Origin of the sequence: Micromonospora sp. HUAS YX12 (assembly GCF_040215685.1) — a bacterium.
GTDB classification, from domain to species: domain Bacteria; phylum Actinomycetota; class Actinomycetes; order Mycobacteriales; family Micromonosporaceae; genus Micromonospora; species Micromonospora tulbaghiae.
The window spans coordinates 917,785-938,873 of sequence record NZ_CP157974.1 but is presented as its reverse complement, the minus strand read 5'-3'; the positions used below and the strand labels follow the sequence as shown (position 1 = coordinate 938,873).

Below are 21,089 nucleotides of genomic sequence, written 5' to 3'. Positions count from 1 at the left end.
GTCGAGGTCCGACGTATGGGACTGGACCGGGCCGCTGTATGCCCTGCTTTGCAGCGTTTAGTGCCTGGGCCCGTAACTCAGATCACCACATATGCATGATCACCGGTCGGTGATCGGACGCTCCGGCACGGCGATGTCGCTGCGACGGCGCAGCGAACGGGTCGCCAGCGTCAGCGCGAGCACGACCAGGAGACCGGACACGGCGATCAACGCGATGGCCGTCCGCCGGGTCGAGGTGTCGCCGCGGTCCCGTTCTCCGGCGGCGACGAGCACGCCCTGCGAGCCGGTCGGGGCCGGCGCCCCGCCGGGCGGGACGGCGTCCGCCGCCGCCGCCGCGCTGATCCGGAAGCTCATCTGCACCTGCCGGTCCCGTCCGCTCCGCGGGTCCAGCCGGCCGATCACCGCCCCGGACAGGGGCGCCCGCCGCTGGGCCTCCGCCGAGGCGGCGAGCGTCAGCCGTACGGTCGCGGTCCGCCCGGCCGCCAGAGCGCCCAGCTCGCAGCGGGTCCGGTCGGCCGACACCGGGGCGCAGCCGCCCTCGGTGCCGGCCACGGTCACCCCTTCGGGCAGGAGCACCTCGATCCGGCCGGCCGCGTCGACCTTGCCGGTGTTGCCGAGCCGGACGGTGAGCGTGCTGGGGGCGCCGCTGATGTCGAACAGCACCTCGTCGGCGCGCAGCGAGATGCCGGGTACCGGTGGCCCGGGCGGGAACAGCACCGCGAAGCCCTCGTCGTCGTACGCCGCGCCGGTCACACCGGGCGCGACGGCGGTGACCTGGACCGATCCGGCCAGCGGCATGGTCCGCCAGGCGTCGCCGCCGACCCGGAGGCGGATGGTCGCGCTGAACCGGGCGCCCGGCTCCGCGTCCCACCCGACGCAGCTGTGGTTGCCGCCGCCGGCCGGTTCGCAGCCCGGGGTGCCCGCGTCGGTCAGCCCGGGCGGCAGCGTGTAGCCCAGGCTGATCCGCTCCGCCCGCCCGCCGGTGTTCGTCACCGTCACCCGCAACGTGGCGACCGTGGCGTCGGCGTTCCAGTAGGCCGGCGTGAGGACCACGTCTTCGGTGCTCACGCGTACCCCCAGGGGCCCGCCGGCCGGCTGGGCCGGCGGTGGCGGCGGGGTCTTGACCGGCGGCGCGACCGGCGGGGGCGCCGGTGCCGTGGTGGCCGGCGCGGCGGTGGTCGGCGCCGGTTCGGCGGGCGCGCTCGTCGGCGGCGGGGCCGGTGAGGTGGTGACCGGCGCCGGGGGCGTGGTCGCCGGTGGCGGCGGCTCGGTGGGCGGCGGGGCCGTCGCCGTGGTCGTCGGCTCGCCGGTGGGCGCGGGCTCGGTCGGCTCGCCGCCGGGGTCGCCGCCCGGCTCCGCGGGCTCGATCACCCGGAGCGCGGCGGCCGGCCCCGGGTGGGCGTCGGCCCCGGCCGGCGCCACCGCGACCAGCGCCGCGACGAGCGCGGGCGCCAGCAGCGCGAGGGTACGGCGGAGCGCGACCCGCCGAACGGGCGCAACGCGGGGGCGGGGCATCTGTCCTCCGGGACGATCAACGAGATCCCATTATTCGGTGATACTTGCCATCAAGCACTAGTCCTGCGAGGAAACAAATCCGTAACGTGTCCGGGACACCTGGACGGCACCGGTACGCTCCGGTCGTGACCGGATATCTCGGCTCGTACGCCACGCTCGGTCTGCTGCTGCTCGCCGCCGTGCTCTTCTTCGTGACGGCGTTCTCCGCGAACCGGGTGTTACGTCCGAGCCGGCCGGCCGAGCCGTGGGGCAAGCGGGCCACGTACGAGTGCGGTCTCGACCCGGTCGGCGGCGACTGGGCCCAGATGCAGATCCGCTACTACGTCTACGCGTACCTCTACGTGCTCTTCGCGGTCGAGGCGGTCTTCCTGTTCCCGTGGGCGCTGGTCTTCGACCGGCCCGGCTTCGGCGCCACCACCGTCGTGGAGATGGGCGTCTTCGTGGCGATCGTCGCGCTCGGCATCCTCTACGCCTGGCGGCGCGGCGTCCTGCGCTGGACCTGACCGCTAGGCGAGCCCGCGCCGGGTCGCCGCCGGCGGCCGGTCGCCCCGGATCGACGCCACCATGTCCAGCACCCGGCGGGTCTCGCGGACCTGGTGGGCGCGGAACACCCGGGCGCCGAGCCAGGCCGAGACCGCTGTGGCGGCGAGCGTCCCCTCCAGCCGCTCGGGCACCGGCAGGTCGAGCGTCTCGCCGATGAAGTCCTTGTTCGACAGGGCCACCAGCAGCGGCCAGCCGGTGTCGGTCAGCTCCGCCAGCCGCCGGGTGATCTCCAGCGAGTGCCGGGTGTTCTTGCCGAAGTCGTGCGCCGGGTCGATCAGGATGCCGTCCCGGCGCACACCCAGCCCGACCGCGCGTTCGGCCAGCCCGGTCACGGTGCCGACCACGTCGGCCACCACGTCGTCGAAGGCGGCCCGGTGCGGCCGGGTACGCGGGGCGAGCCCGCCGGCGTGCGAGCAGACCAGCCCGGCGCCGGTCGCCGCGGCGACCCGGGCCAGCGCCGGATCCGCCCCCGACCAGGTGTCGTTGAGCAGGTCCGCGCCGGCCGCGACCGCCTCCACGGCCACCTCGGCACGCCAGGTGTCGATGGAGACGACCACGTCGGGGAAGGCGGACCGGACCGCCGCGATGGTGTCCACCGTCCGCCGGATCTCCTCGGCCACGTCCACCTCGTCGCCCGGCCCGGCCTTGACCCCGCCGATGTCGATGATCTCGGCGCCCTCGTCGACCGCGCGTTCCACCGCGCGCAGCGCGCTGTCCTGGGCGAAGGTGGCGCCCCGGTCGAAGAACGAATCCGGGGTGCGGTTGACGATCGCCATCACCACCAGCTCACCGGGGCCGAACGCCCGTCCGCCCAGCCGCAACGCCCCGGTCATGCCCGCCTCCTCGCCGCCGGACCGCACCGGCCGGTCCGACGCTATCCGGTCCCGGCCGCGCCGCCCGTGCCGGTCCCGTGAGCCGGATGCATTTACGGACCGGACGTCTCGGAGGGCTCGCCCGATCCCGGCCCGCATGCCACGATCTGTGCATGGGTGAGGTTCTGCTCCTCTTGGTCGTCGCGCTGACCGTCGCGGCTGTGGTGTTCGGGGTGACGGTGCTCGTCTCCGGCAAGGATCCGGGCCTCACGCCGGCCGAGCCGGACGGGCGGGCCGTGCCCCTGCCCGGCAGCCGTCCGCTCGACGAGTCGGACGTGTCCGACGTCCGCTTCGACACTGCGCTGCGCGGCTACCGGATGAACCAGGTCGACGCGGCGCTGCGCCGGGCGGCGTACGACATCGGCTACAAGACCGAGCTGATCGGCGTACTGGAGGCGGAGAACGCGGCCCTGCGGGACGGGCGTACCGAGGACGCCGACGCGCTGCGCCGGGCGCGCGAGGAGGCCGCCGCGACCCGCCCCGAGACCGAGCGGGCGCCCGACCCGTCCACCCCGGAACCGGCGGTGATCGACCTGTCCGCGCCGGAGCCGCCGGCCCGGACCGACACCGACCGGCAGCCGGCCCGGACCGACACCGACCGGCAGCCGGTCCGGACCGACACCGACCGGCAGCCGGGGCGCGCCCCGGCCGAGGCGGGCGTGGCGGAGGCCCCCGCCGCCGCGGCGACCGAGGACACCGTCTCCCCGGCGAACGGGATCGCGGCCGGCCCGGCCGACGACGACCGGGAGCGCGGTTCGGTGGTCCGCTCGGAGTCGGCGTGACCGGCGCCGGCCGGCCGGCCGACGACTTCACCGAAGCGTCCCGCCGCGGCGCCGCCGAGGTCACCGCCACGGTGATCGTCGACGCCCCGGCCGACCGGGTGTTCGCCGCGCTCACCGCGTGGGAGCGGCAGTCGGACTGGATCCCGCTGACCCGGGTCCGGGTGGTCGAGGGCGACGGCGGCGAGGGCAGCCTGGTCGAGGCGGTCACCACGCTCGGGCCGGCCGTGCTCCGCGACGAGATGCGGGTGGTCCGGGTCGACGCGCCGTACGAGGTCGGCGTGGTGCACTGCGGCAAGCTGCTGCGCGGCCCCGGCGTGCTGCGCTGCACCCCGATGGACCGCGACCGCACGCAGGTGGTCTGGCACGAGTGGTTCCACCTGCCGGGCGGGCCGGCCGGCCGGGTGGCGTGGCCGGTGCTCTGGCCCGGCTCGAAGTTCAGCCTCACCCAGGCGCTGAAGAAGTTCGCCCGGCTGGTCGAGCAGGGCCGCCTGCCCTGACCGGCGGTCGGCGCGGCGGGGCTGTCGGTGGCCCGGCCTATCGTGGACGCCGTGACTGACCTGGTGACCGGCGCCGACGGGCTGCCCCGCTGCGCATGGGGGGCGAGCACCCCCGACTACGCCGTCTACCACGACGAGGAGTGGGGCCGGCCGCTGCGCGGCGACGACGCGCTCTACGAGCGGCTGACGCTGGAGGCGTTCCAGTCCGGCCTGTCCTGGCTGACCATCCTGCGCAAGCGGCAGGCGTTCCGGGACGCCTTCGCCGGCTTCCGGATCGACTCGGTGGCCCGCTACGGCGAGGCCGACGTGGCCCGGCTGATGGCCGACGCCGGGATCGTCCGCAACCGGGCCAAGATCGAGGCGGCGATCGCCAACGCCCGGGCCGCGTCGGAGCTGTCCGAGGGCCTCTCGGCGCTGCTCTGGTCCTTCGCGCCCCCGCCCCGGGCGGCGCGTGCCCGGTCCTTCGCCGAGGTGCCGGCCACCAGCCCGGAGTCGGTCGCGATGGCCAAGGCGCTCAAGAAGCGGGGCTTCCGCTTCGTCGGCCCCACGACCGCCTACGCGCTGATGCAGGCCACCGGCATGGTCGACGACCACCTGGCCGACTGCCACGTGAGCGGTGACCGGGCCGGGGTGTGACGGAGCGCGCCACCTCCGGCGTGATGGGATTGGGGCATGACCGACACCGAGCCGCGCACGAGCGGGACGACAGACGGTGCGACCACGACCGGAGCCTGGGCGGTGCTGTTGCCAGCCGAGCGCTTCGAGGCCGAGCGGCTGGTGCACCACGACGCGCTGGAGCTGACCGGGCTGTCCGAGGCGGCCGGCCCCCGGCCCGGCGACCGGGTCGCGGTGCTCGTCGACGAGCCGCTGCGCCTGGTCGCGCTCGGCCGGGTCGCGCTCGCGTCGTCCGAGACCCGGGAGGACCCGGACGATCCGCAGTCCGACGCGGTGGCCGGGTCGCTCGTGGTCACGTACACCCGGCGGGTGCTCGACGAGCCGGTGCCGGTCGACGGCCCGGCGCCGGACGGCCCGGTCGTGGCGCTCGACCCGGCCCGCTGGCGGTCGCTGGCCGACCGGCTCGGCCCGCCGCCCGCCCGCAGCACCTGGCTGGTCAGCCTGGACCTGCCGATCGAGGCCGCGTCGCGCGCCGAGGCGGTACGGATCTTCTGGTCCTACGTGCAGGAGCTGGGCCCGCGGGAGCTGCCGGCGTTCGTCTCGCCGTACGGCGACGAGCTGGCCATGCAGGCGTTCGTGCTCGGCGCCGAGGCCAACCAGGATCCGGAAGAGGACGACTGACCTCCGGGCCGCGGCCGGCCCGGTCAGCGGCCCTCGAAGACCGGCTTCTGCTTGGCGACGAACGCCTTCGTGGCGGCCCGGTGGTCGGCGGTGGCGCCGCAGATCGCCTGGGCCTGCGCCTCGGCGGCCAGCGCGTCGGCGAGCGTGCCCGCGTCGGCGATGGAGAGCTGGCGCTTGATCGCCCCGTACGCGACGGTCGGGCCGGCGGCGAGCCGGGCGGCCAGTTCCTGCGCGGTGGGGAGCACCTGCTCGTCGTCGTCCACCAGCTTGGTCAGCAGGCCCAGCCGGCAGGCCTCCTCGGCGCCGACCGGCTCGGCGAGCATCAGCAGCTCGACGGCCTTGGCGTGACCGACCAGCCGGGGCAGCGTCCAGGAGGCGCCGGTGTCGGCGGCGAGCCCCACCCCGGCGAACGCCATCAGGAACCGGGTCTTCGGGCCGCCGATGCGGAAGTCGGCCAGGAACGCCAGCGAGGCGCCGGCCCCGGCGGCCATTCCGCGCACCGCCGCGATCACCGGCTTGGGCAGGTTGGCCAGCCGGGCGGCGATCGGGTTGTAGTGCGCCCGCACCGTGCCCAGCGGGTCGGAGTCCGAGGTCTCCAGCGTCTGCACGTGCTCGCGCAGATCCTGCCCGGCGCTGAACGAGCCGCCCGCGCCGGCGAGCACGACCGCCCGGCAGGACCGGTCGGTCTCCAGCTCGGCCAGCGTGTCCCGGAGCGCCTCCTTGAGCGCCACGTCGAGCGAGTTCATCGCCGTCGGGCGGTTCAGCGTCAGGGTGACGACGGCGTCGGTGCGGTCGACGAGCAGCGGCTCGGTCACGTTCTAACGACCCTTCTGTCGGGCGAGGCGGTTGCCGGCGTCGAGGCACTGCTCGACGTACCGGTCGGCGGCCGGCCGGAGCCGGGCCGCGTGCCGGTCGAAGAAACTGGCCGCGCTGGTGCCCGGCCAGCGCTCGGGCAGCAGTGCCGGGGGCAGTTGCGGATCCCGGAACAGGAACGTACGCCATGCGTGCACGAGCCGGAACCGGGCCGCGTACGCGTCCTCGTCGCTGCTGCGCACTGTGACGCCGGAGAGCAGCGGCTTCTGCTCGGCGACGAAGCGCTCGTACGCCCGGCCGATCTCGGCCAGGTCCCAGGCGCGGCGGACCACGCCCATCGCGCCGGGGGTGCCGGCCGCGTGCGCGGCGGTGAACCGCTCGTAGCGCACGCCCGCCTCGTCGAGCAGCAGGTCGACGTCCTCGCCCGGGCGGGTGGCCACCCAGGTGCAGTCGTCGAGCGTGCCGTAACCGAGGAAGGCGAGGTTCGCGGCGAGCCGCTGCCGGTCCCGGCGGGAGGCGGGCGCGGTGAGCACCAGGAGATCGAACCGCCCGTCCCAGCTGTGCCGCCCGGTCCGGTAGATCCGGGACGCCGCCTCGTCGAGTCGACGAGCCGCCTTCGGGGTGATCGAATATCCCGGTCCGGACGCGAGCCGGAGGGGTTCCAGCCAGCCCTGGCGGACCATCCGGGAGACCGCGGTGCGTACCGCCGGTGGGGCGATCCCGAGCGGGGCGAGCAGCTTGACCAGGGCGGCGACCGGTGCGCGGCCACCCCGGGCCCGGAGGTGGTCGCCGTACAGGTCGAAGAGTGCCGACCGTGCCTGCATGACCGCACATTGTGACAGGCCTATCCAAGATAAGCTAGATGCTGTTACATCAATGCTGCTTCGGTTTGGGTCCGGCGGTGTTCATCAGGGAAAATCGTTGGTCGAGCCTTCCGCGCGGTTGCGGATGGCGATGGCGAAGTGGCTGTGGGGCAACTCACCGACCCTGGTGTAGGTCTGAGGGGAGACAACATGGCGGCGATGAAGCCGCGGACGGGCGACGGTCCGCTGGAAGTCACCAAGGAGGGCCGGGGCATCGTCATGCGAGTCCCGCTGGAGGGTGGTGGCCGGCTCGTCGTCGAGATGACTCCCGACGAGGCCACCGCGCTCGGTGACGCGTTGAAGGCGGCCGCGGGCTGATTCGAGGAAGTGTCCCGCGCGGCGTCCGCCGCGCGGGCGGTTCGTCCTACCCTGAGCCACCGGCATGCCGGTGGCTCAGGGTCTTTCCTCTGCGGGTACGTGGTGACGTGTACCCGTTCAACCCGTTTCGGAGGTACGGTCCAGCGTGCTGGTCATTCGCCTGGTGAGTGGGCCCGCGGGGCCCGACGCTCTCGTCCTGCCCATCCGTCCCGGAGGACCGGACTCGCCGGACTCCCTGGCCTCGCCGGACTCCTCGGCCTCCACCGGCTCCTCGACCGAACTGGTCCCACCGCCGTGCCGACCGGCGACGGCCTCCGGGCCGAGGGCGCCGCCGTCCTGCGGGCCACCCGGCTCACCGGCGCGGCCGGCGAGGTACGCGAGCACCTGCGTCCCGGTGGCTCCCCGGCGCGGCTGTGGCTGCTGGGCGTCGGCGAGGGCGACGAGCGCGACTGGCGCACCGCCGGCGCGGCGCTGGCCCGCGCGGCGAAGGATGAGACGCAGATCACTATCGCGCTTCCCGCCGAGGCGACGGCGGCGCTGCGCGGCCTCGCCGAGGGGCTGCTGCTCGGCTCGTACCGCTTCCGCCTCACCGAGGCCGGCAAGCGGCCCGCACTGGCCGAGGTGGCGGTGCTCGTCGACGACCCGGACGCCCTGGCCGGCACGCTCGACGCCGCCCGGGCCACCGCCGAGACGACCCGGCTCGCCCGGGACCTGACCAACATGCCCTCGTCCACCAAGAACCCCGAGTGGTTCGCCGCGCAGGTGGCCGAGGCCGCGTCCGGGCACCCCGGCCTGCACCTGCGGGTACGCGGCCCGGAGGAGCTGGCGGCCGAGGGCTTCGGCGGTCTGCTGGCCGTCGGTGGCGGCTCCGCGACCGGCCCGCGCCTCGTGGAGCTGGACTGGCGGCCCGACGGCGCCCGTACCCACGTGGTGCTCGTCGGCAAGGGCATCACGTTCGACACCGGCGGCATCTCGATCAAGCCGGTGCCGGCCATGAAGCTCATGCGCAAGGACATGGCCGGTGCCGCCGCGGTGATCGCCGCGACGCTCGGCGCCGCCGAACTGCGCCTGCCGGTTCGGGTCACCACGCTCGCCCCGCTCGCCGAGAACATGGTCAGCGGCTCGGCGTTCCGCCCCGGCGACGTGATCCGGCACTACGGCGGGCTGACGAGCGAGAGCACCAACTCCGACGCCGAGGGCCGGCTGGTGCTCGCCGACGCGCTGGCGTACGCGGTCAGCGAGCTGAAGCCCGACCTGCTGATCGACCTGGCGACGCTCACCGGCGCGAACGCCGTCGCTCTGGGCAAGCGGCACGCCGCGCTGTACAGCGAGAACGACACGCTCGCCGCCGGTCTGCTCGACGCGATCACCGCGGCCGGCGAGCGGGCCTGGCGGATGCCGCTCGCCGACGACTACGTCGAATACCTGGCCAGCGAGATCGCCGACCTGCACAGCTCACCGGCGCAGGGCGCCGGCTCGGTGGTCGCCGCGCTGTTCCTGCGGGAGTTCACCGGCGACCTGCGGGACCGGTGGGCGCACCTGGACATGTCCGCGCCGTCGTGGTCCGACGACACGCACGGCGAGCTGGTCAAGGGCGCCACCGGCTGGGGTGTGCGCGGGCTGCTCCGCTGGCTGGCGACGCTGACCTGAGTTCAGGCGTGCACGGCACGCTGGGCTGACTCAGGCGTGCACGGCACGCTGGGCCGGAATCAGGCCTTCACCGCGGCCAGCAGGCCGTGGCCGACCGGCAGCAGCGCGGGCACCCAGTGCTCCGACTCGCGGATCGCCTTGATCGTCTCCCGCACGGTGACCGTCTCGACGTCCCGCGCGGCCGGGTCGCCGATCCGGCCGGCCGCCAGCGCGCCGTTGAGCGCGAGCACGCCACCGGGGCGCAGCAGCCGCAGCGCCGCGTCCACGTACGCGGCGAAGCCGGTCGCCACCGCGTCCACGAAGACGAGGTCGTAGGCACCGTCCGCGAGCCGGGGCAGCACGTCGAGGGCCCGGCCGGTGATGATCCGGGTACGCCCCGACGGAAAGCCCGCCTCCTGGAACAGCCGCCGGGCGATGCGCTGGTATTCGACCTCGACGTCGATCGTGGTGAGCACGCCGTCGGGGCGCATGCCGCGCAGCAGCCACACGCCGCTCACCCCGGTGCCGGTGCCGATCTCCACCACCGCCCGGGCGTTGCCGGCGGCGGCGAGCAGCCGCAGCGCGGCACCCGACCCGGGCGTGACCGCCTCCACCCCCACCTCGTGGGCGAGGGCGCGGGCCGTGCGCAGCACGAGATCCTCGGTGACGAAAGACTCGGCGAAGTGAAGCGCCTGGGCCGTCGAACTGCCGGGACCGGCGACCGTGGCGATGGGACACCTCCGAGGGGCGGACTGGTGCGAGGGGCGGTATGCACTGTGAGCGTAGAGGCGGGCCGGTACCGGCGCAGCCGCGAGTCCGTCGTGGAGTGCTCACGGACGGCAACCCCTGACCCCGTTCGCGCCATCCGTGCAATCCTGGATGTGTCCCGCGCGTCACTGTCGTCCGGCTCCGCCGGCCGCCGGCGCGGGGCCAGCGGGACGGAGTGGGAGGCACCGACGTGACCGACGGCTGGGACTGGCGGCGGCCCGGCGGATCGCCGGCACCGGGTGGGCCGGCGTCCGGACGACCGCCGCAGGACGCCCCGGGTCAGGCGACGTCGCCGTGGTGGTCCGACGCGCTGGCCGACCCGTGGCGGGATCCGTACGCGCCCGCTGCCGTGGTGGTCCCGGCGGCGCCGGTGCCCGGGGCGGGGGAGCCGGAACCGGTCACCGACCCGGACCTGCCCCGGCCGGGGCTGCGCCAGGTGGTGCTGATCTCCCTGGTCACGGCGCTGCTGGCCGGTTCCCTCGGCAGTGCCCTGACGTACGCCTTCCTGCGCGGCGGAGACGTGCCGACGCTCGGCGCGCAGACCGGGCAGGCCCCGGCGCTGGCCCAGCGCAAGCCCGAGTCACTTGCCGGGGTGGCCGAGCGCGTGCTGCCCAGCGTGGTCACGATCCGGGTGGTCAGCCTCGGCGGCACCAGCGAGGGCTCCGGCTTCGTGGTGACCAGCGAGGGCCACATCGTCACCAACGACCACGTGGTCGCCGACGGCCCCGGCAAGGCCACCGTCGTGTTCAACGACGGCAGCACCGCCGCCGGCAACGTGGTCGGGCAGGATCCGGAGTCGGACCTCGCCGTGATCAAGGTCTCGCGCAGCGGGCTGACCCCGGTGCAGTTCGGCGACTCCGACGCGCTCGCCGTCGGTGACCCGGTGCTCGCCATCGGGTCGCCGTTGTCGCTCGCCAACACCGTCACCGCCGGCATCGTGAGCGCGCTGGACCGGACCATGCAGGCCGGCGAGCCGGGCGGGCCGACCCGCTACTACGCGGCGATCCAGACCGACGCCGCCGTCAACCACGGCAACTCCGGCGGCCCGCTCGTGGACGGCGCCGGGCGGGTGGTCGGGGTGAACTCGACGATCAAGTCGCTGGTGGCCGACGGGCAGGAGGCGGGCAACATCGGCCTCGCGTTCGCCATCCCGATCAACCAGGCGAAGCGGATCACCGAGGACATCATCGGCACCGGCAAGGCCCGGCGTACGGTGATCGGCGCCCAGGTGGGCGGCACCGGCGCCACCGGCGGCGGGGTACGCCTCAACGCGGTCGAGCCGGCCGGCCCGGCGGCGGCGGCCGGACTGCGTACCGGGGACGTGGTGCTCCGGCTGGACGGCCATCCGATGACCGATCCGACCGACCTGGTGGCCCTGGTCCGCAAGTACGCGCCCGGTTCGGTGGTGACGGTCGAGTACCGGCGCGGGTCGTCGCGGCAGAACGCGTCGGTGACGCTCGCCGCGGATGCGAAGTGAGGACCGGTCACCCCCTCCCCGATGGTCACCTGACGTGCGTAGTCTTGCCCTGACACGGACGAGGAGGCCGCGGTGTTCGAGAACCTGAACTGGTGGGAGATCGGCGTCCTGCTGCTCCTGGCGCTGTTGATCTTCGGGGACCGGCTGCCCAACGTGATCAACGACGGCCTCCGGATGGTCCGCAACCTGCGCAACATGGCGCGCAACGCCACCGGCGACCTGAGCCGCGAGCTGGGTACCGACATCCAGCTGGAGGATCTGCACCCCAAGGCGTTCATCCGCAAGCACCTGCTCAGCGAGGACGACGAGCAGGCGATCCGCAAGCCGCTCCAGAGCATGTACGACAACCTGCGCTCGGACGTCACAGGCGTGCACGACGAGCTGAAGGACGTGGCCAAGGCCGCCGACCTCCGTACCCCGAGGGCCGCGACAAGCACCGCCACCCCCACCGCGCCGGCCCCCCGCCCGTCCTACGACGACGCCACCTGACGCCGCCCCTCTCCCGCCGCTGTCGCCGTCGATCATGAAGTTGGCGGCGCGACACGCCGGTCCGGCGACCGTCAACCTCATGATCGACCCCTGGAAAGGGGGACCGCCCCCTCCCGCGCGCGGTGCGGCGGGAAGGGGCGGTGGGGAGCGGGTGGACGTTTGTGGGTCAGCGGCCGGCGGGCTTGAGGCCCAGGGGCTTGCCGAGGAGCGATTCGCGGCGGACGGCCAGGCGGTCGGCGACCTGGAACAGCGCCTTCGCGGCCGGGGCGTCCGGCTGCGCCAGCACGATCGGCTGACCGGCGTCGCCGCCCTCGCGTACCCGGGTGTCCAGCGGGATCTGCCCCAGCACCGGCACCTGCGCGCCGATCGTGCGGGTCAGCGACTCGGCCACCGCCGCGCCGCCACCGGCCCCGAAGACCTCCATCCGGGAGCCGTCCGGCATCTCCAGCCAGGACATGTTCTCGATCACGCCGACCACCCGCTGGTGGGTCTGCAACGAGATCGCGCCGGCCCGCTCGGCCACCTCGGCGGCGGCCGCCTGCGGCGTGGTGACCACGAGGATCTCCGCGTTCGGCAGCAACTGGGCCACCGAGATCGCGATGTCGCCGGTGCCCGGCGGCAGGTCGAGCAGGAGGACGTCCAGGTCACCCCAGTACACGTCGGCGAGGAACTGCTGAAGCGCCCGGTGCAGCATCGGGCCGCGCCAGACCACGGCGGCGTTGCCGGGGGTGAACATGCCGATCGAGATGACCTTCACGCCGTGCGACTGCGGCGGCATGATCATGTCTTCGACGCGGGTCGGCGCGCCGTCGGCGCCGAGCATCCGGGGCACCGAGTGGCCGTAGATGTCCGCGTCCACCACACCCACCGACAGGCCACGGGACGCGAGCGCGGCGGCCAGGTTGACGGTGACGCTCGACTTGCCGACGCCGCCCTTGCCGCTGGCGACCGCGTAGACCCGGGTCCGCGAGCCCGGCTGGGCGAACGGGATCACCGGCTCGGCGGTGGCGCCGCCACCACGCAGCTTCGACTGGAGCTCCTGGCGCTGCTCCGGGCTCATCACACCGAAGATGATCTCGACACCGCTCACGCCGGGTACCGCGCCCACGGCGGTGGTGATGTCACTGCGCAGCTTGTCCTTCAGCGGGCAGCCGGCCACGGTGAGCAGCAGCTCCACCCGGACCACGCCGTCCTCGCCGCGCTCGGCGGACTGGACCATGCCGAGTTCGGTGATCGGCCGGCGGATCTCCGGGTCGTTGACGGTGGCCAGGGCGGCCTGGATCGCGTCGGAGACGGTGCTGACGGGTGCTGACATGCCCGCAATGCTACGTCGCGGGTCATCGGCCCCCGCCGCTGGCGGGGGCGGTGTGAGCGATTCGATGGCCGGGTCAGCCCTCGTAGCGACCGTCCCGCGCGAAGTCGCCGTCCAACTCGTCCCGGGGCTCGTCCAACGGCTCGCCGCCGCCCGTCCGCCGGCCCTCCCGCTCCTGCTGCCGCCGCTCCAGCTTGCGCCGTCGCTCGGCGGCCTCGTCCAGTTCCTCACCCAGCCGGGTCAGCTCCGAACGGAGGAAGTCCCGGGTCGCCACGTCACCCATCGCGATCCGCAGCGCCGCGATCTCCCGGGCCAGGTACTCCGTGTCGGCCTTCTGCAACGTCGCCCGCCGCCGGTCCTCGTCCAGCGCGATCCGGTCCCGGTCCGCCTGCCGGTTCTGCGCGAGCAGGATCAGCGGCGCCGCGTACGACGCCTGGAGGGAGAGGATCAAGGTCAAGAACGTGAAGGTGTACGGGTCGAAGCGGAGATTCGCCGGCGCCAGCGTGTTCCACAGGAACCAGGCGACCAGGATCAGCGTCATGTAGACGAGGAAGTTCGCCGTACCCATGCCCCGGGCGATGCCCTCGGCCCAGCGGCCGAACGTCTCCGCGTCGATCCGGCGCAGGCGCAGGTTCCGCGGGGTGCGCGGCTGGTCCAGCCGCTCGCCCCGTCGCTGGTCACTCATCGTCGCCGTCCAGGATGCCGTCGTGGGTGGCGGACGAGGGGGATGCCGCGTCCCGGTCCCGCCAGTCCCGCGGCAGGGAGTGGTCGAGCACGTCGTCCACGGTCACCGCGCCGACCAGGCGGTTGTTCCGGTCCACCACCGGCATGCCGACCATGTCGTACGTCGCCATCCGGCGGGTGATCTCGGGCAGCGGCGTCGACGTCCGCAACGGGTCGATGTCGTTGACCACGATGCCGCCGAGCAGATCGGCCGGAGGTTCCCGGAGCAACCGCTGGAAATGCACCATACCCAGGTAGCGGCCGGTGGGCGTGGTCAGTGGGGCACGGGTCACGAAGACCTGGGCGGCCACCGCGGGCGAGAGCTGCGGCTCCCGGATCCGGGCCAGCGCCTCGGCCACCGTGGCGTCCGGCGGCAGGATCACCGGCTCCGAGGTCATCACGCTGCCGGCGGTGCCGGAGGCGTAGCGCAGCAACTGGCGTACCGGGTCGGCCTCGTCCGGCTCCATCAGGTCCAGCAGCACGTCCTGCTCCGGCGGGGGCAGCTCGTTGAGCAGGTCGGCCGCGTCGTCCGGCTCCATCTCCTCCAGCACGTCGGCCGCCCGCTCGCGGTCCAGCGCGGCCAGGATCTCCACCTGGTCGTGCTCGGGCAGCTCGCTGAGCACGTCGGCCAGGCGTTCGTCGTCGAGCGCGGCGGCCACCTCGTTGCGCCGGGCGTCGGGCAGGTCCTGGAGGGCGTTGGCGAGGTCGGCCGGGCGCATGTCCTCCAGGACGGCGAGCAGGTTGGCCGTACCCCGGTTGTCGCCGACCGCGCCCAGCCCGCGGACCCGGTCCCAGTCGACCTGGTGGAGGTGGCCGCGGCGGGTGAGCCGGCCGGTGTGCTCGCGGACGGCGACCCGGCTCAGCGCCCACTCGCCGCCGCGGCTGCACTCCATCGCCACGTCCACCACCGTGCCGGCCTGCCCGCTGTCGAGCTGGACCCGCCGGTCGAGCAGCTCCTGGAGTACCAGCAGCTCGTTCGGGCGCTTCTCGAACCGGCGCAGGTTGAGCGTGCCGCTGCCGAGCACCACCGCGTCCGGATCGATGGAGGTGATCCGGTTGATGGACAGGAAGATGCGCCGTCGCATCGGCATCTCGGCGACCAGACCGACCACCTCCGGCGGTCGCTGGGTCGCGCGCATCCGGGCCACCGCGTCCCGGACGCGGCCGACCTGGTCGCCGTTCGGGTCGAAGACGGCGACTCCGGCGAGTCGAGCGAGGTAGACCCGGTTCGGCGTGCTCACGGCCACCAGCCTAAGGGCCTAGTCTCTAACAACATGTCGACCTTGGGCTACGAGATCGTGGACGTCTTCACCGACCGCCCGTTCGCCGGCAACCCGCTGGCCGTGGTGTTCGGCGCGGAAGGGCTGGCCACCGAGCAGATGCAGGCGCTCGCGCTGGAGTTCAACCTGTCCGAGACGGTCTTCGTGCTGCCGCCGACTCAGGTGGGTGCCACCTACCGGGCCCGGATCTTCACCCCGGCCGACGAGCTGCCGTTCGCCGGGCACCCGAGCGTCGGTGCCGCGGTGACCGCGAGCCGGCGCGGGGTCTTCGGCGCGGGCCGGGTCACCCAGGAGTGCGGCGCCGGCGTCCTGCCGATCGAGGTGACCGCCACCGGCGCGACGCTCACCGGCGGCACGCCCACGCTGGGCCCGGAACTCGACCCGGAGCCGCTGCTGGAGATGGTCGGCCTCACCGGCCCCGACCACGTCGGCCCGCCACCGCGCGTCGCCGGGTGCGGCCTCGAATTCCCCTACCTTCCGGTACGCCCGGACGCGGTGGCCCGGGCACGGTTGAACACGACGGCGGCGCAGCGGTACGGAGTGGAGCACGTCAGCCTCTTCTCCTGGGAGCCCGATTCGCAAACCGCGCACGCCCGGGTCTTCGTACCGGGACTCGGCGTGCCCGAGGATCCGGCGACCGGCTCGGCCGCCCTGGGACTGGGCGTGTGGCTGGTCGCCAGCGGCCTGCTCCCCGGCGACGGACGCTCCACGTACATGGTCCGGCAGGGCATCGAGATCAACCGCCCGTCGACGCTCGACTGCACGGTGACCGCGTCCGGCGGCCTGGCGGTGGGCGCGACCGTGTCCGGCCAGGTCATGCCGGTGGCCCGAGGCGAGATCGCCGTCCCCCCGTTCATCGGCTGACCCCCCTCCCGCCCCCGGCCACCCGCCCTTCGCGCGGTGATCAAGGAGTTTGTGTCGGCGAGCCCGCCGTTTCATGACACAAACTCCTTGATCATCGGGGCGGGGCGGGGCGAGGCGGGGTGAGGCGGGGTGAGGCGGGGTGAGGCGGGGTGGGGCGGGAGGGGGCGGGGTGGGGTGGGGATGGGGGAGGATGGCGGGGTGAGTGACGAGGTGGACGAGCGGGTGACGCCACCGCTGGTGGACGAGGCGGTGAAGAAGGCAGCTGTGTGCTGGGTGAGCACCGCCGGCGGCCCGGCGTACGCGCTGTGGTGCCTGCCGCTGGAGGGCACCCTGCTCGTGGTCACCGGTCCCGGCGAGCAGACCGCACCCGGACTGGCCGACAGCGACACGGCCGACGTGACGCTGCGCGGCGACCACGGCGGGCGGATCGTCACCTGGCCGGCGCGGGTGACCCGGCTGCGACCGGGCACCGAGGAGTGGGACACCGCCGCGCCGCTGGTCGCGGCGAAGCGGCTCAACGCCTCCGGCTCCGCCGCCGAACTGGTGGAGCGGTGGGCGGCGCAGGGGTGCGCGCTCAACCGGCTCACGCTCGCCGGCACCGCGGTGACCGGCGCCGACCTCCCGGACGGCTCGCTGAGTGAGCAGCCCCGCCCGGCCCCCGTGGTACGGGCCGTTCGCAAGCCGTTCCGCCTGCACCGCGTCCGCCGCCGCTGACCGCGAACCCGCCGGCGCCAGGCGGTCGACGCCCTCGCGGCTCGGCCGCCGCCGGCCGAGCCGGGAGTCCGCCGACGGCCGCGTCAGGCGACGGGGACCGGGTCGAGCAGGTCGAGCACGTCGGTCAGCGAGGTCAGCGACGGCCCGTCGAAGCCGTGATCGGCGTTGAGGACCACGTGGTCGGCGAGATCCGGTGCGGCCAGCCGGACCGCGCTCAGCCCCGCCCGCTCCGCGCCGCTGAGTTCCTGGCTGTCGCCGTCCCCGACGTAGAGGCAGTCGGCCGGGGCCTGGCCGAGCCGGTGACACGCGGCCAGGTAGAGCGCCGGGTCCGGCTTGCAGCGTCCGAGGCGTACCGAGAAGACCTGGGCGTCGAGCAGCGGCGCGACGGAGAGCTGCGGCAGGAACGCCGGCAGCTCGTGCGTGCAGTCGCTGACCAGCCCGGTGCGTACGCCCCGGTGGCGCAACGCGGCCAGCACCGGCACCGCCTCGGCACGTAGCCGGGTGCCGGCGCGTACGGCCCGGTGCCGGGTGGCGACGGCGGCGCGTACCGCCGCGTCGGACGGGTGGACGCCGAGCCGGGCGCACACCCAGCGCATCGTCGACTCGGCGTTCCCGAAGGAGCCGCTCGCCCGTGCGTAGAAGCTGCTGTTCAGCACCTCCACGAGGGCCTCGGCGGAGCAGCCGAGCAGGTCGGCGGTGGCGCGGTGGGCGGCTCCGCGCCGCACACAGTGGGTCAGGGTGCCGAAGAAGTCGAACAGCACCGCCTGGAACCTGGGCATGAGGGAACGCCTCCGGACGTCGAGGGGGAGGATCGCCGGGACGCGCATGATCGTAACGGAGCGCTGACGTTCCGTGTCGGTCGGGTGTCCGTGTGAGGATTACCGTTCGTGCCGACCGTTCCGCATCGCCCGCCGCTCGACGCGTTGACGGTGAGCGCGCTCGCCCTGGCCGTCGCCTCGGTCTCGTCCTCGGCGCCGCTCGTGGCGTTCGCCGCCGCGTCGGCGCTGGCGGTGGCGTTCTGGCGTACCGCGTTGTCGGTGGCGGTCCTCGGCCCGGTGGCGTTGACCAGGCGGCGCGCCGAACTCCGCGCGCTGACCGTCGGGCCGGGCCGGCGCGAGGGGCTCTACTGCGTACTCTCCGGGGTCGCCCTGGCCGCCCACTTCGCCACCTGGATGCCGAGCGCGCAGCTCACCTCGGTCGCGGCCGCGACCGCGCTCGGCGCGACGCAGCCGGTGTGGCAGGGGCTGATCGCCCGCGGGCAGGGACGGCGGCTGCCGGCGGCGGTGTGGGCCGGCATCTCGGTGGCGGTGCTCGGCGCGGTGCTCGCCACCGGCGCCGACTTCGGCGTCTCCGGCCGGGCGTTCGCCGGTGACCTGCTCGCGGTGGTCGGCGGCCTGTTCGCGGCCGTCTACACCGCGTTCGGCGAGCGGGCCCGGGCCAGCATCAGCACCACCACCTACACCACCGTCTGCTACGGCGTCTGCGCGGCGATCCTGCTCGTGGTGTGCCTGGTCGGCGGGGTACGCCTGCACGGCTTCGACGGCGCGACCTGGCTGGCGATCCTCGGCCTGGTGGCGGGCGCCCAACTGCTCGGCCACTCGATGTTCAACTACGCCCTGCACCGGGTCTCCGCGACCACCGTCAGCGTGCTGATCCTGCTGGAGGCGCCGGGCGCGGCGTTGATCGGCTGGGTGTGGCTGGGGCAGTTGCCCCGGCCGCTGGCCCTGCCGGGCCTGGCGCTGCTGCTGGCCGGGGTGGCAGTGGTGGTGCTGGGCGGCGCGCGGGCCGGCCGTCGCGCCGCGCCGGTCGCGGCCCCCGCCGACCCGACGCCGCTCGGCGACTGAGCCGGTCGGGGCGAAGTCGTCCCGTTCCGGCCACCGGGCCGTCCGGTTTGCACGAAAGTGCTCAGGGTGGGGTCGGACCGGGACGACGCGGCGGAGGCGGGGACCGTCGTCACGCCCTCGGCCGAGTTCCCGCCGCTCGGCGACGAGGAACGGGCCGCGCTCGGCCGGATCGGTGAGCGCTGGCGCGGCCCGCGCCGCGCCGACGACCTGCCGGTCGACCCGACGCTCGGGCGGCACGACCGCCACCCGGCGCCCACCCGGTTCGGACGGCTGGCGCCGATCGACATGTTCACAGTGGCGCAGCCGGACGAGCTGGTCGCCACCGGTGCGGCCGACCTGCCCGGCGATCGGGCCGGCCGGGCCGCCGCCCGGCTACGCCGGGCCCTGACCGGGCCGCCGCTGTCCAGCGCGTCGGTGCTCTACGAGCGGATGCGCAAACTGGTCGCGCTGCCGGTGCTCTCCTCGGACCTGCTCAGCTCCGTGGCGTACGGGCCGGAGGCGATGCTCGTGGTGCTGGTGCTGGCCGGGAGCGCCGCGCTCGGGCTGGCCCTGCCGCTCGCCGCCGTGCTGGTGGTGCTGATGGTCGCGGTCGGCCTCTCCTACCGGCAGACCATCTCGGCCTATCCGCACGGCGCCGGCTCCTACATCGTCGCGGGGGACAACCTCGGGCGTACACCGGGACTCGCCGCCGCGGCCGGGCTGATGCTCGACTACGTGCTGACCGTGGCCGTGTCGGTGGCGGCCGGGGTGCACGCGGTCACCTCGGCGCTGCCGGGGCTCAACTCGTGGGTGGTGCCGCTCGGGGTGCTGGTGATCGTCTTGCTGCTCGCCGGCAACCTGCGCGGCGTACGCACCGCCGGGAACATCTTCGTGCTGCCCACGTACGCGTTCGTGGTGGCGCTGGTCGCGGTGCTGGCGGTCGGGTACGCGAAGGCCGCGGCGCGGGGTTTCGCGCCGGTGCCGCCGCCCTCGGTGCCCGCCGTCGAGGGCCTGAGCCTGCTGCTGGTGCTGCGCGCGTTCTCCTCCGGCGCGGTGTCGATGACCGGCATCGAGGCGGTCTCGAACGCGGTGCCCGCGTTCCGCCCGACCGAGTGGCGCAACGCCCGCACCACGCTCGGCTGGATGATCGCCATGCTGGTCACGCTGTTCGCCGGCCTGGTCGGGCTGATCCACCTCGACGGCCTGGTGCCCCGGGCGGACGAGACGCTGCTGTCCCAGCTCGGCCGGGTGACGTTCCCGAGCGGGCCCTGGTACGCGATCCTGCAGGCGACCACCGCGTTGATCCTGCTGCTGGCCGCGAACACGGCGTTCAACGACTTCCCCCGGCTGCTGTTCTTCATGGCCCGGGACGGGCACGCGCCGCGCCGGTTCCTGCACATGGGCGACCGGCTGGCGTTCAGCAACGGGCTGGTGGCGCTGGCGCTGACCGCCGCGGTGGTGTTCGTCGCGTTCGGCGGGCACACCGAGCGGCTGATCCCGCTCTACGCGGTGGGCGTGTTCCTCGCCTTCACACTGTCCCAGACCGGGATGGTGGTGCACTGGCGGCGCCGCCGGGGGCCGGGGTGGCGCCGCCGGCTCGCCGTCAACGCGGTCGGTGCGGCGCTGTCCGGGCTGGTGCTGCTGACCGCGGCGGTCGCCAAGTTCACCGAGGGCGCCTGGGTGGTGGTCCTCGCCGTGCCCCTGCTGGTGCTGCTGTTCCGCCGGATCCACACGCACTACGCCCGGCTGCACCGCGCGCTGGCGCTGCACCCGCCGCCACCCGCGCCGCCCGCCGAGGGCGACGAACTGCCCCAGCAGGTACGCCACCTGGTGGTCGTGCCGGTGGCCCGGCTGAACCGGGCGTCGCTGCGCGCGCTGGCGTACGCGACGTCACTCGGGCGGCCGACGCTCGCCGTGCACCTCGCTCCGGAGGAGGCCGAGGCGGACCGGTTCCGGGAGCAGTGGCGGGCCTGGGGAGACCACCTGCGGCTGGAGACGATCGTGTCGCCGTACCGGTCGGTGATCGGGCCGCTGGCGCACTACCTGGAGGCGCTGCACGCCGCGAGCCCGGACCTGACGCTCACCGTGATCGTGCCGGAGGTGGTGCTGCGCCGGCGGCGGTACCGGCTGCTGCACAGCCGCGCCGAGCAGCGGCTACGGGTCGCGTTGCGGGCGCTGCCCGGCGTGGTGGTCACGAGCGTCCCGGTGCACGTGTCGTGACCTCAGACGTCGCGTACCTCCAGCACCCGGGTGGCGGGTGCGGCGTCGCCCAGCTCGGCCCGCAGCGCGACGCGGTCCGGGTCGACCAGGAACGCGTCGAGCCCGGCGCGGGCGGCGAACCGGATGACGTGCACCTCGGTCTCCCCGTCCCCGGTGCGCAGACGGCGTTCCAGCCGCCCGTCGTGCCGGCCGAGCAGCCCGAGCACCGCGTCCTCGTACCGCCGGCCGGCGTCCACGTCGGCGCTCAGGTCGACGAGCGCGACCAGCAGGACCGCTTGCTCCGTGGTCATG

The 21,089-nt window shown here is 74.4% G+C and carries 22 protein-coding genes and 1 pseudogene; 13 read left to right on the top strand and 10 right to left on the bottom strand.

Going from position 1 to position 21,089, the window contains the following annotated elements; genetic code table 11:
* Window positions 1–99 precede the first annotated feature (99 nt).
* The gene (locus ABIH81_RS04635) at window positions 100–1,515 is read right to left on the bottom strand and encodes a hypothetical protein (protein ID WP_349879171.1); all 1,416 of its coding nucleotides are present in this window, start codon (window positions 1,513–1,515) and stop codon (window positions 100–102) included.
* A gap of 125 nt (window positions 1,516–1,640) precedes the next feature.
* Here ABIH81_RS04635 and ABIH81_RS04630 point away from each other — a divergent pair, with 125 nt between their 5' ends.
* Complete coding sequence (locus tag ABIH81_RS04630) at window positions 1,641–2,018, top strand: NADH-quinone oxidoreductase subunit A (protein ID WP_013473888.1); 378 nt, start codon at window positions 1,641–1,643, stop codon at window positions 2,016–2,018.
* A 3-nt stretch (window positions 2,019–2,021) separates the two neighbouring features.
* Here the strand turns inward: ABIH81_RS04630 and folP are convergent, their stop codons facing one another.
* Window positions 2,022–2,891 (bottom strand): dihydropteroate synthase, encoded by an 870-nt coding sequence (gene folP / locus ABIH81_RS04625; protein WP_349879170.1) that lies wholly within the window; start codon window positions 2,889–2,891, stop codon window positions 2,022–2,024.
* Window positions 2,892–3,043: 152 nt separating this feature from the next.
* Here folP and ABIH81_RS04620 point away from each other — a divergent pair, with 152 nt between their 5' ends.
* From ABIH81_RS04620 to ABIH81_RS04605, 4 genes are read left to right on the top strand one after another with little or no spacing between them, the layout of a single operon-like run.
* Window positions 3,044–3,712 carry a DivIVA domain-containing protein gene (locus ABIH81_RS04620; RefSeq protein ID WP_349879169.1) on the top strand — a complete coding sequence of 223 codons (669 nt, stop codon included), beginning with the start codon at window positions 3,044–3,046 and terminating at the stop codon, window positions 3,710–3,712.
* The gene (locus ABIH81_RS04615; protein ID WP_349879168.1) at window positions 3,709–4,209 is read left to right on the top strand and encodes an SRPBCC family protein; all 501 of its coding nucleotides are present in this window, start codon (window positions 3,709–3,711) and stop codon (window positions 4,207–4,209) included. Before ABIH81_RS04620 ends, ABIH81_RS04615 begins: the two co-directional genes overlap by 4 nt.
* Window positions 4,210–4,260: 51 nt before the next feature.
* Complete coding sequence (locus tag ABIH81_RS04610; protein ID WP_349879167.1) at window positions 4,261–4,845, top strand: DNA-3-methyladenine glycosylase I; 585 nt, start codon at window positions 4,261–4,263, stop codon at window positions 4,843–4,845.
* A 36-nt stretch (window positions 4,846–4,881) separates the two neighbouring features.
* The gene (locus ABIH81_RS04605; protein ID WP_349879166.1) at window positions 4,882–5,505 is read left to right on the top strand and encodes a hypothetical protein; all 624 of its coding nucleotides are present in this window, start codon (window positions 4,882–4,884) and stop codon (window positions 5,503–5,505) included.
* Between the two features lie 23 nt (window positions 5,506–5,528).
* Here the strand turns inward: ABIH81_RS04605 and ABIH81_RS04600 are convergent, their stop codons facing one another.
* Both ABIH81_RS04600 and ABIH81_RS04595 read right to left on the bottom strand, forming a co-directional pair.
* Complete coding sequence (locus ABIH81_RS04600; RefSeq protein WP_349879165.1) at window positions 5,529–6,320, bottom strand: enoyl-CoA hydratase-related protein; 792 nt, start codon at window positions 6,318–6,320, stop codon at window positions 5,529–5,531.
* 3 nt (window positions 6,321–6,323) lie between these two features.
* Window positions 6,324–7,142: a PaaX family transcriptional regulator C-terminal domain-containing protein gene (locus ABIH81_RS04595; RefSeq protein ID WP_349879164.1), complete on the bottom strand. Its 819-nt coding sequence runs from the start codon at window positions 7,140–7,142 to the stop codon at window positions 6,324–6,326.
* A gap of 189 nt (window positions 7,143–7,331) precedes the next feature.
* Between ABIH81_RS04595 and ABIH81_RS04590 the strand changes: the two genes are divergently transcribed.
* Together ABIH81_RS04590 and ABIH81_RS04585 are read left to right on the top strand one after the other, a co-directional pair.
* On the top strand, window positions 7,332–7,499 hold the full coding sequence (locus tag ABIH81_RS04590) for a DUF3117 domain-containing protein (RefSeq protein ID WP_013283866.1): 168 nt from the start codon (window positions 7,332–7,334) through the stop codon (window positions 7,497–7,499).
* A 235-nt stretch (window positions 7,500–7,734) separates the two neighbouring features.
* A pseudogene (locus ABIH81_RS04585) lies at window positions 7,735–9,149 on the top strand (leucyl aminopeptidase family protein).
* 59 nt (window positions 9,150–9,208) lie between these two features.
* Here ABIH81_RS04585 and ABIH81_RS04580 read toward each other — a convergent pair.
* Window positions 9,209–9,781: an O-methyltransferase gene (locus tag ABIH81_RS04580; RefSeq protein ID WP_230651228.1), complete on the bottom strand. Its 573-nt coding sequence runs from the start codon at window positions 9,779–9,781 to the stop codon at window positions 9,209–9,211.
* A 290-nt stretch (window positions 9,782–10,071) separates the two neighbouring features.
* Here ABIH81_RS04580 and ABIH81_RS04575 point away from each other — a divergent pair, with 290 nt between their 5' ends.
* Window positions 10,072–11,373: a trypsin-like peptidase domain-containing protein gene (locus tag ABIH81_RS04575; protein ID WP_349879163.1), complete on the top strand. Its 1,302-nt coding sequence runs from the start codon at window positions 10,072–10,074 to the stop codon at window positions 11,371–11,373.
* 72 nt (window positions 11,374–11,445) lie between these two features.
* Window positions 11,446–11,862, top strand: a complete 417-nt coding sequence (locus ABIH81_RS04570; RefSeq protein ID WP_349879162.1) for a preprotein translocase subunit TatB — start codon at window positions 11,446–11,448, stop codon at window positions 11,860–11,862.
* A 166-nt stretch (window positions 11,863–12,028) separates the two neighbouring features.
* On the opposite strand, the gene ABIH81_RS04565 is transcribed toward ABIH81_RS04570, so the two are convergent.
* From ABIH81_RS04565 to ABIH81_RS04555, 3 genes are all read right to left on the bottom strand, one after another.
* The gene (locus ABIH81_RS04565) at window positions 12,029–13,177 is read right to left on the bottom strand and encodes an Mrp/NBP35 family ATP-binding protein (protein WP_349879161.1); all 1,149 of its coding nucleotides are present in this window, start codon (window positions 13,175–13,177) and stop codon (window positions 12,029–12,031) included.
* Between the two features lie 73 nt (window positions 13,178–13,250).
* Window positions 13,251–13,859, bottom strand: coding sequence for a DUF1003 domain-containing protein (locus ABIH81_RS04560; protein WP_349879160.1), 609 nt, complete (start codon window positions 13,857–13,859; stop codon window positions 13,251–13,253).
* The gene (locus ABIH81_RS04555; RefSeq protein WP_349879159.1) at window positions 13,852–15,138 is read right to left on the bottom strand and encodes a CBS domain-containing protein; all 1,287 of its coding nucleotides are present in this window, start codon (window positions 15,136–15,138) and stop codon (window positions 13,852–13,854) included. Before ABIH81_RS04555 ends, ABIH81_RS04560 begins: the two co-directional genes overlap by 8 nt.
* A 33-nt stretch (window positions 15,139–15,171) precedes the next feature.
* Here ABIH81_RS04555 and ABIH81_RS04550 point away from each other — a divergent pair, with 33 nt between their 5' ends.
* A complete protein-coding gene (locus tag ABIH81_RS04550) occupies window positions 15,172–16,041 on the top strand; it encodes a PhzF family phenazine biosynthesis protein (protein ID WP_349879158.1) in 870 nt (289 codons plus the stop codon).
* A 180-nt stretch (window positions 16,042–16,221) separates the two neighbouring features.
* Complete coding sequence (locus ABIH81_RS04545) at window positions 16,222–16,755, top strand: hypothetical protein (RefSeq protein ID WP_349879157.1); 534 nt, start codon at window positions 16,222–16,224, stop codon at window positions 16,753–16,755.
* Window positions 16,756–16,838: 83 nt separating this feature from the next.
* Here the strand turns inward: ABIH81_RS04545 and ABIH81_RS04540 are convergent, their stop codons facing one another.
* The gene (locus ABIH81_RS04540; protein ID WP_349879156.1) at window positions 16,839–17,534 is read right to left on the bottom strand and encodes an HAD family hydrolase; all 696 of its coding nucleotides are present in this window, start codon (window positions 17,532–17,534) and stop codon (window positions 16,839–16,841) included.
* A 108-nt stretch (window positions 17,535–17,642) separates the two neighbouring features.
* Between ABIH81_RS04540 and ABIH81_RS04535 the strand changes: the two genes are divergently transcribed.
* Both ABIH81_RS04535 and ABIH81_RS04530 read left to right on the top strand, forming a co-directional pair.
* Window positions 17,643–18,599: a DMT family transporter gene (locus ABIH81_RS04535; RefSeq protein WP_349879155.1), complete on the top strand. Its 957-nt coding sequence runs from the start codon at window positions 17,643–17,645 to the stop codon at window positions 18,597–18,599.
* 66 nt (window positions 18,600–18,665) lie between these two features.
* A complete protein-coding gene (locus ABIH81_RS04530) occupies window positions 18,666–20,798 on the top strand; it encodes an APC family permease (RefSeq protein WP_349879154.1) in 2,133 nt (710 codons plus the stop codon).
* 2 nt (window positions 20,799–20,800) lie between these two features.
* Here the strand turns inward: ABIH81_RS04530 and ABIH81_RS04525 are convergent, their stop codons facing one another.
* On the bottom strand, window positions 20,801–21,088 hold the full coding sequence (locus ABIH81_RS04525) for a hypothetical protein (protein ID WP_349879153.1): 288 nt from the start codon (window positions 21,086–21,088) through the stop codon (window positions 20,801–20,803).
* Window position 21,089 lies beyond the last annotated feature (1 nt).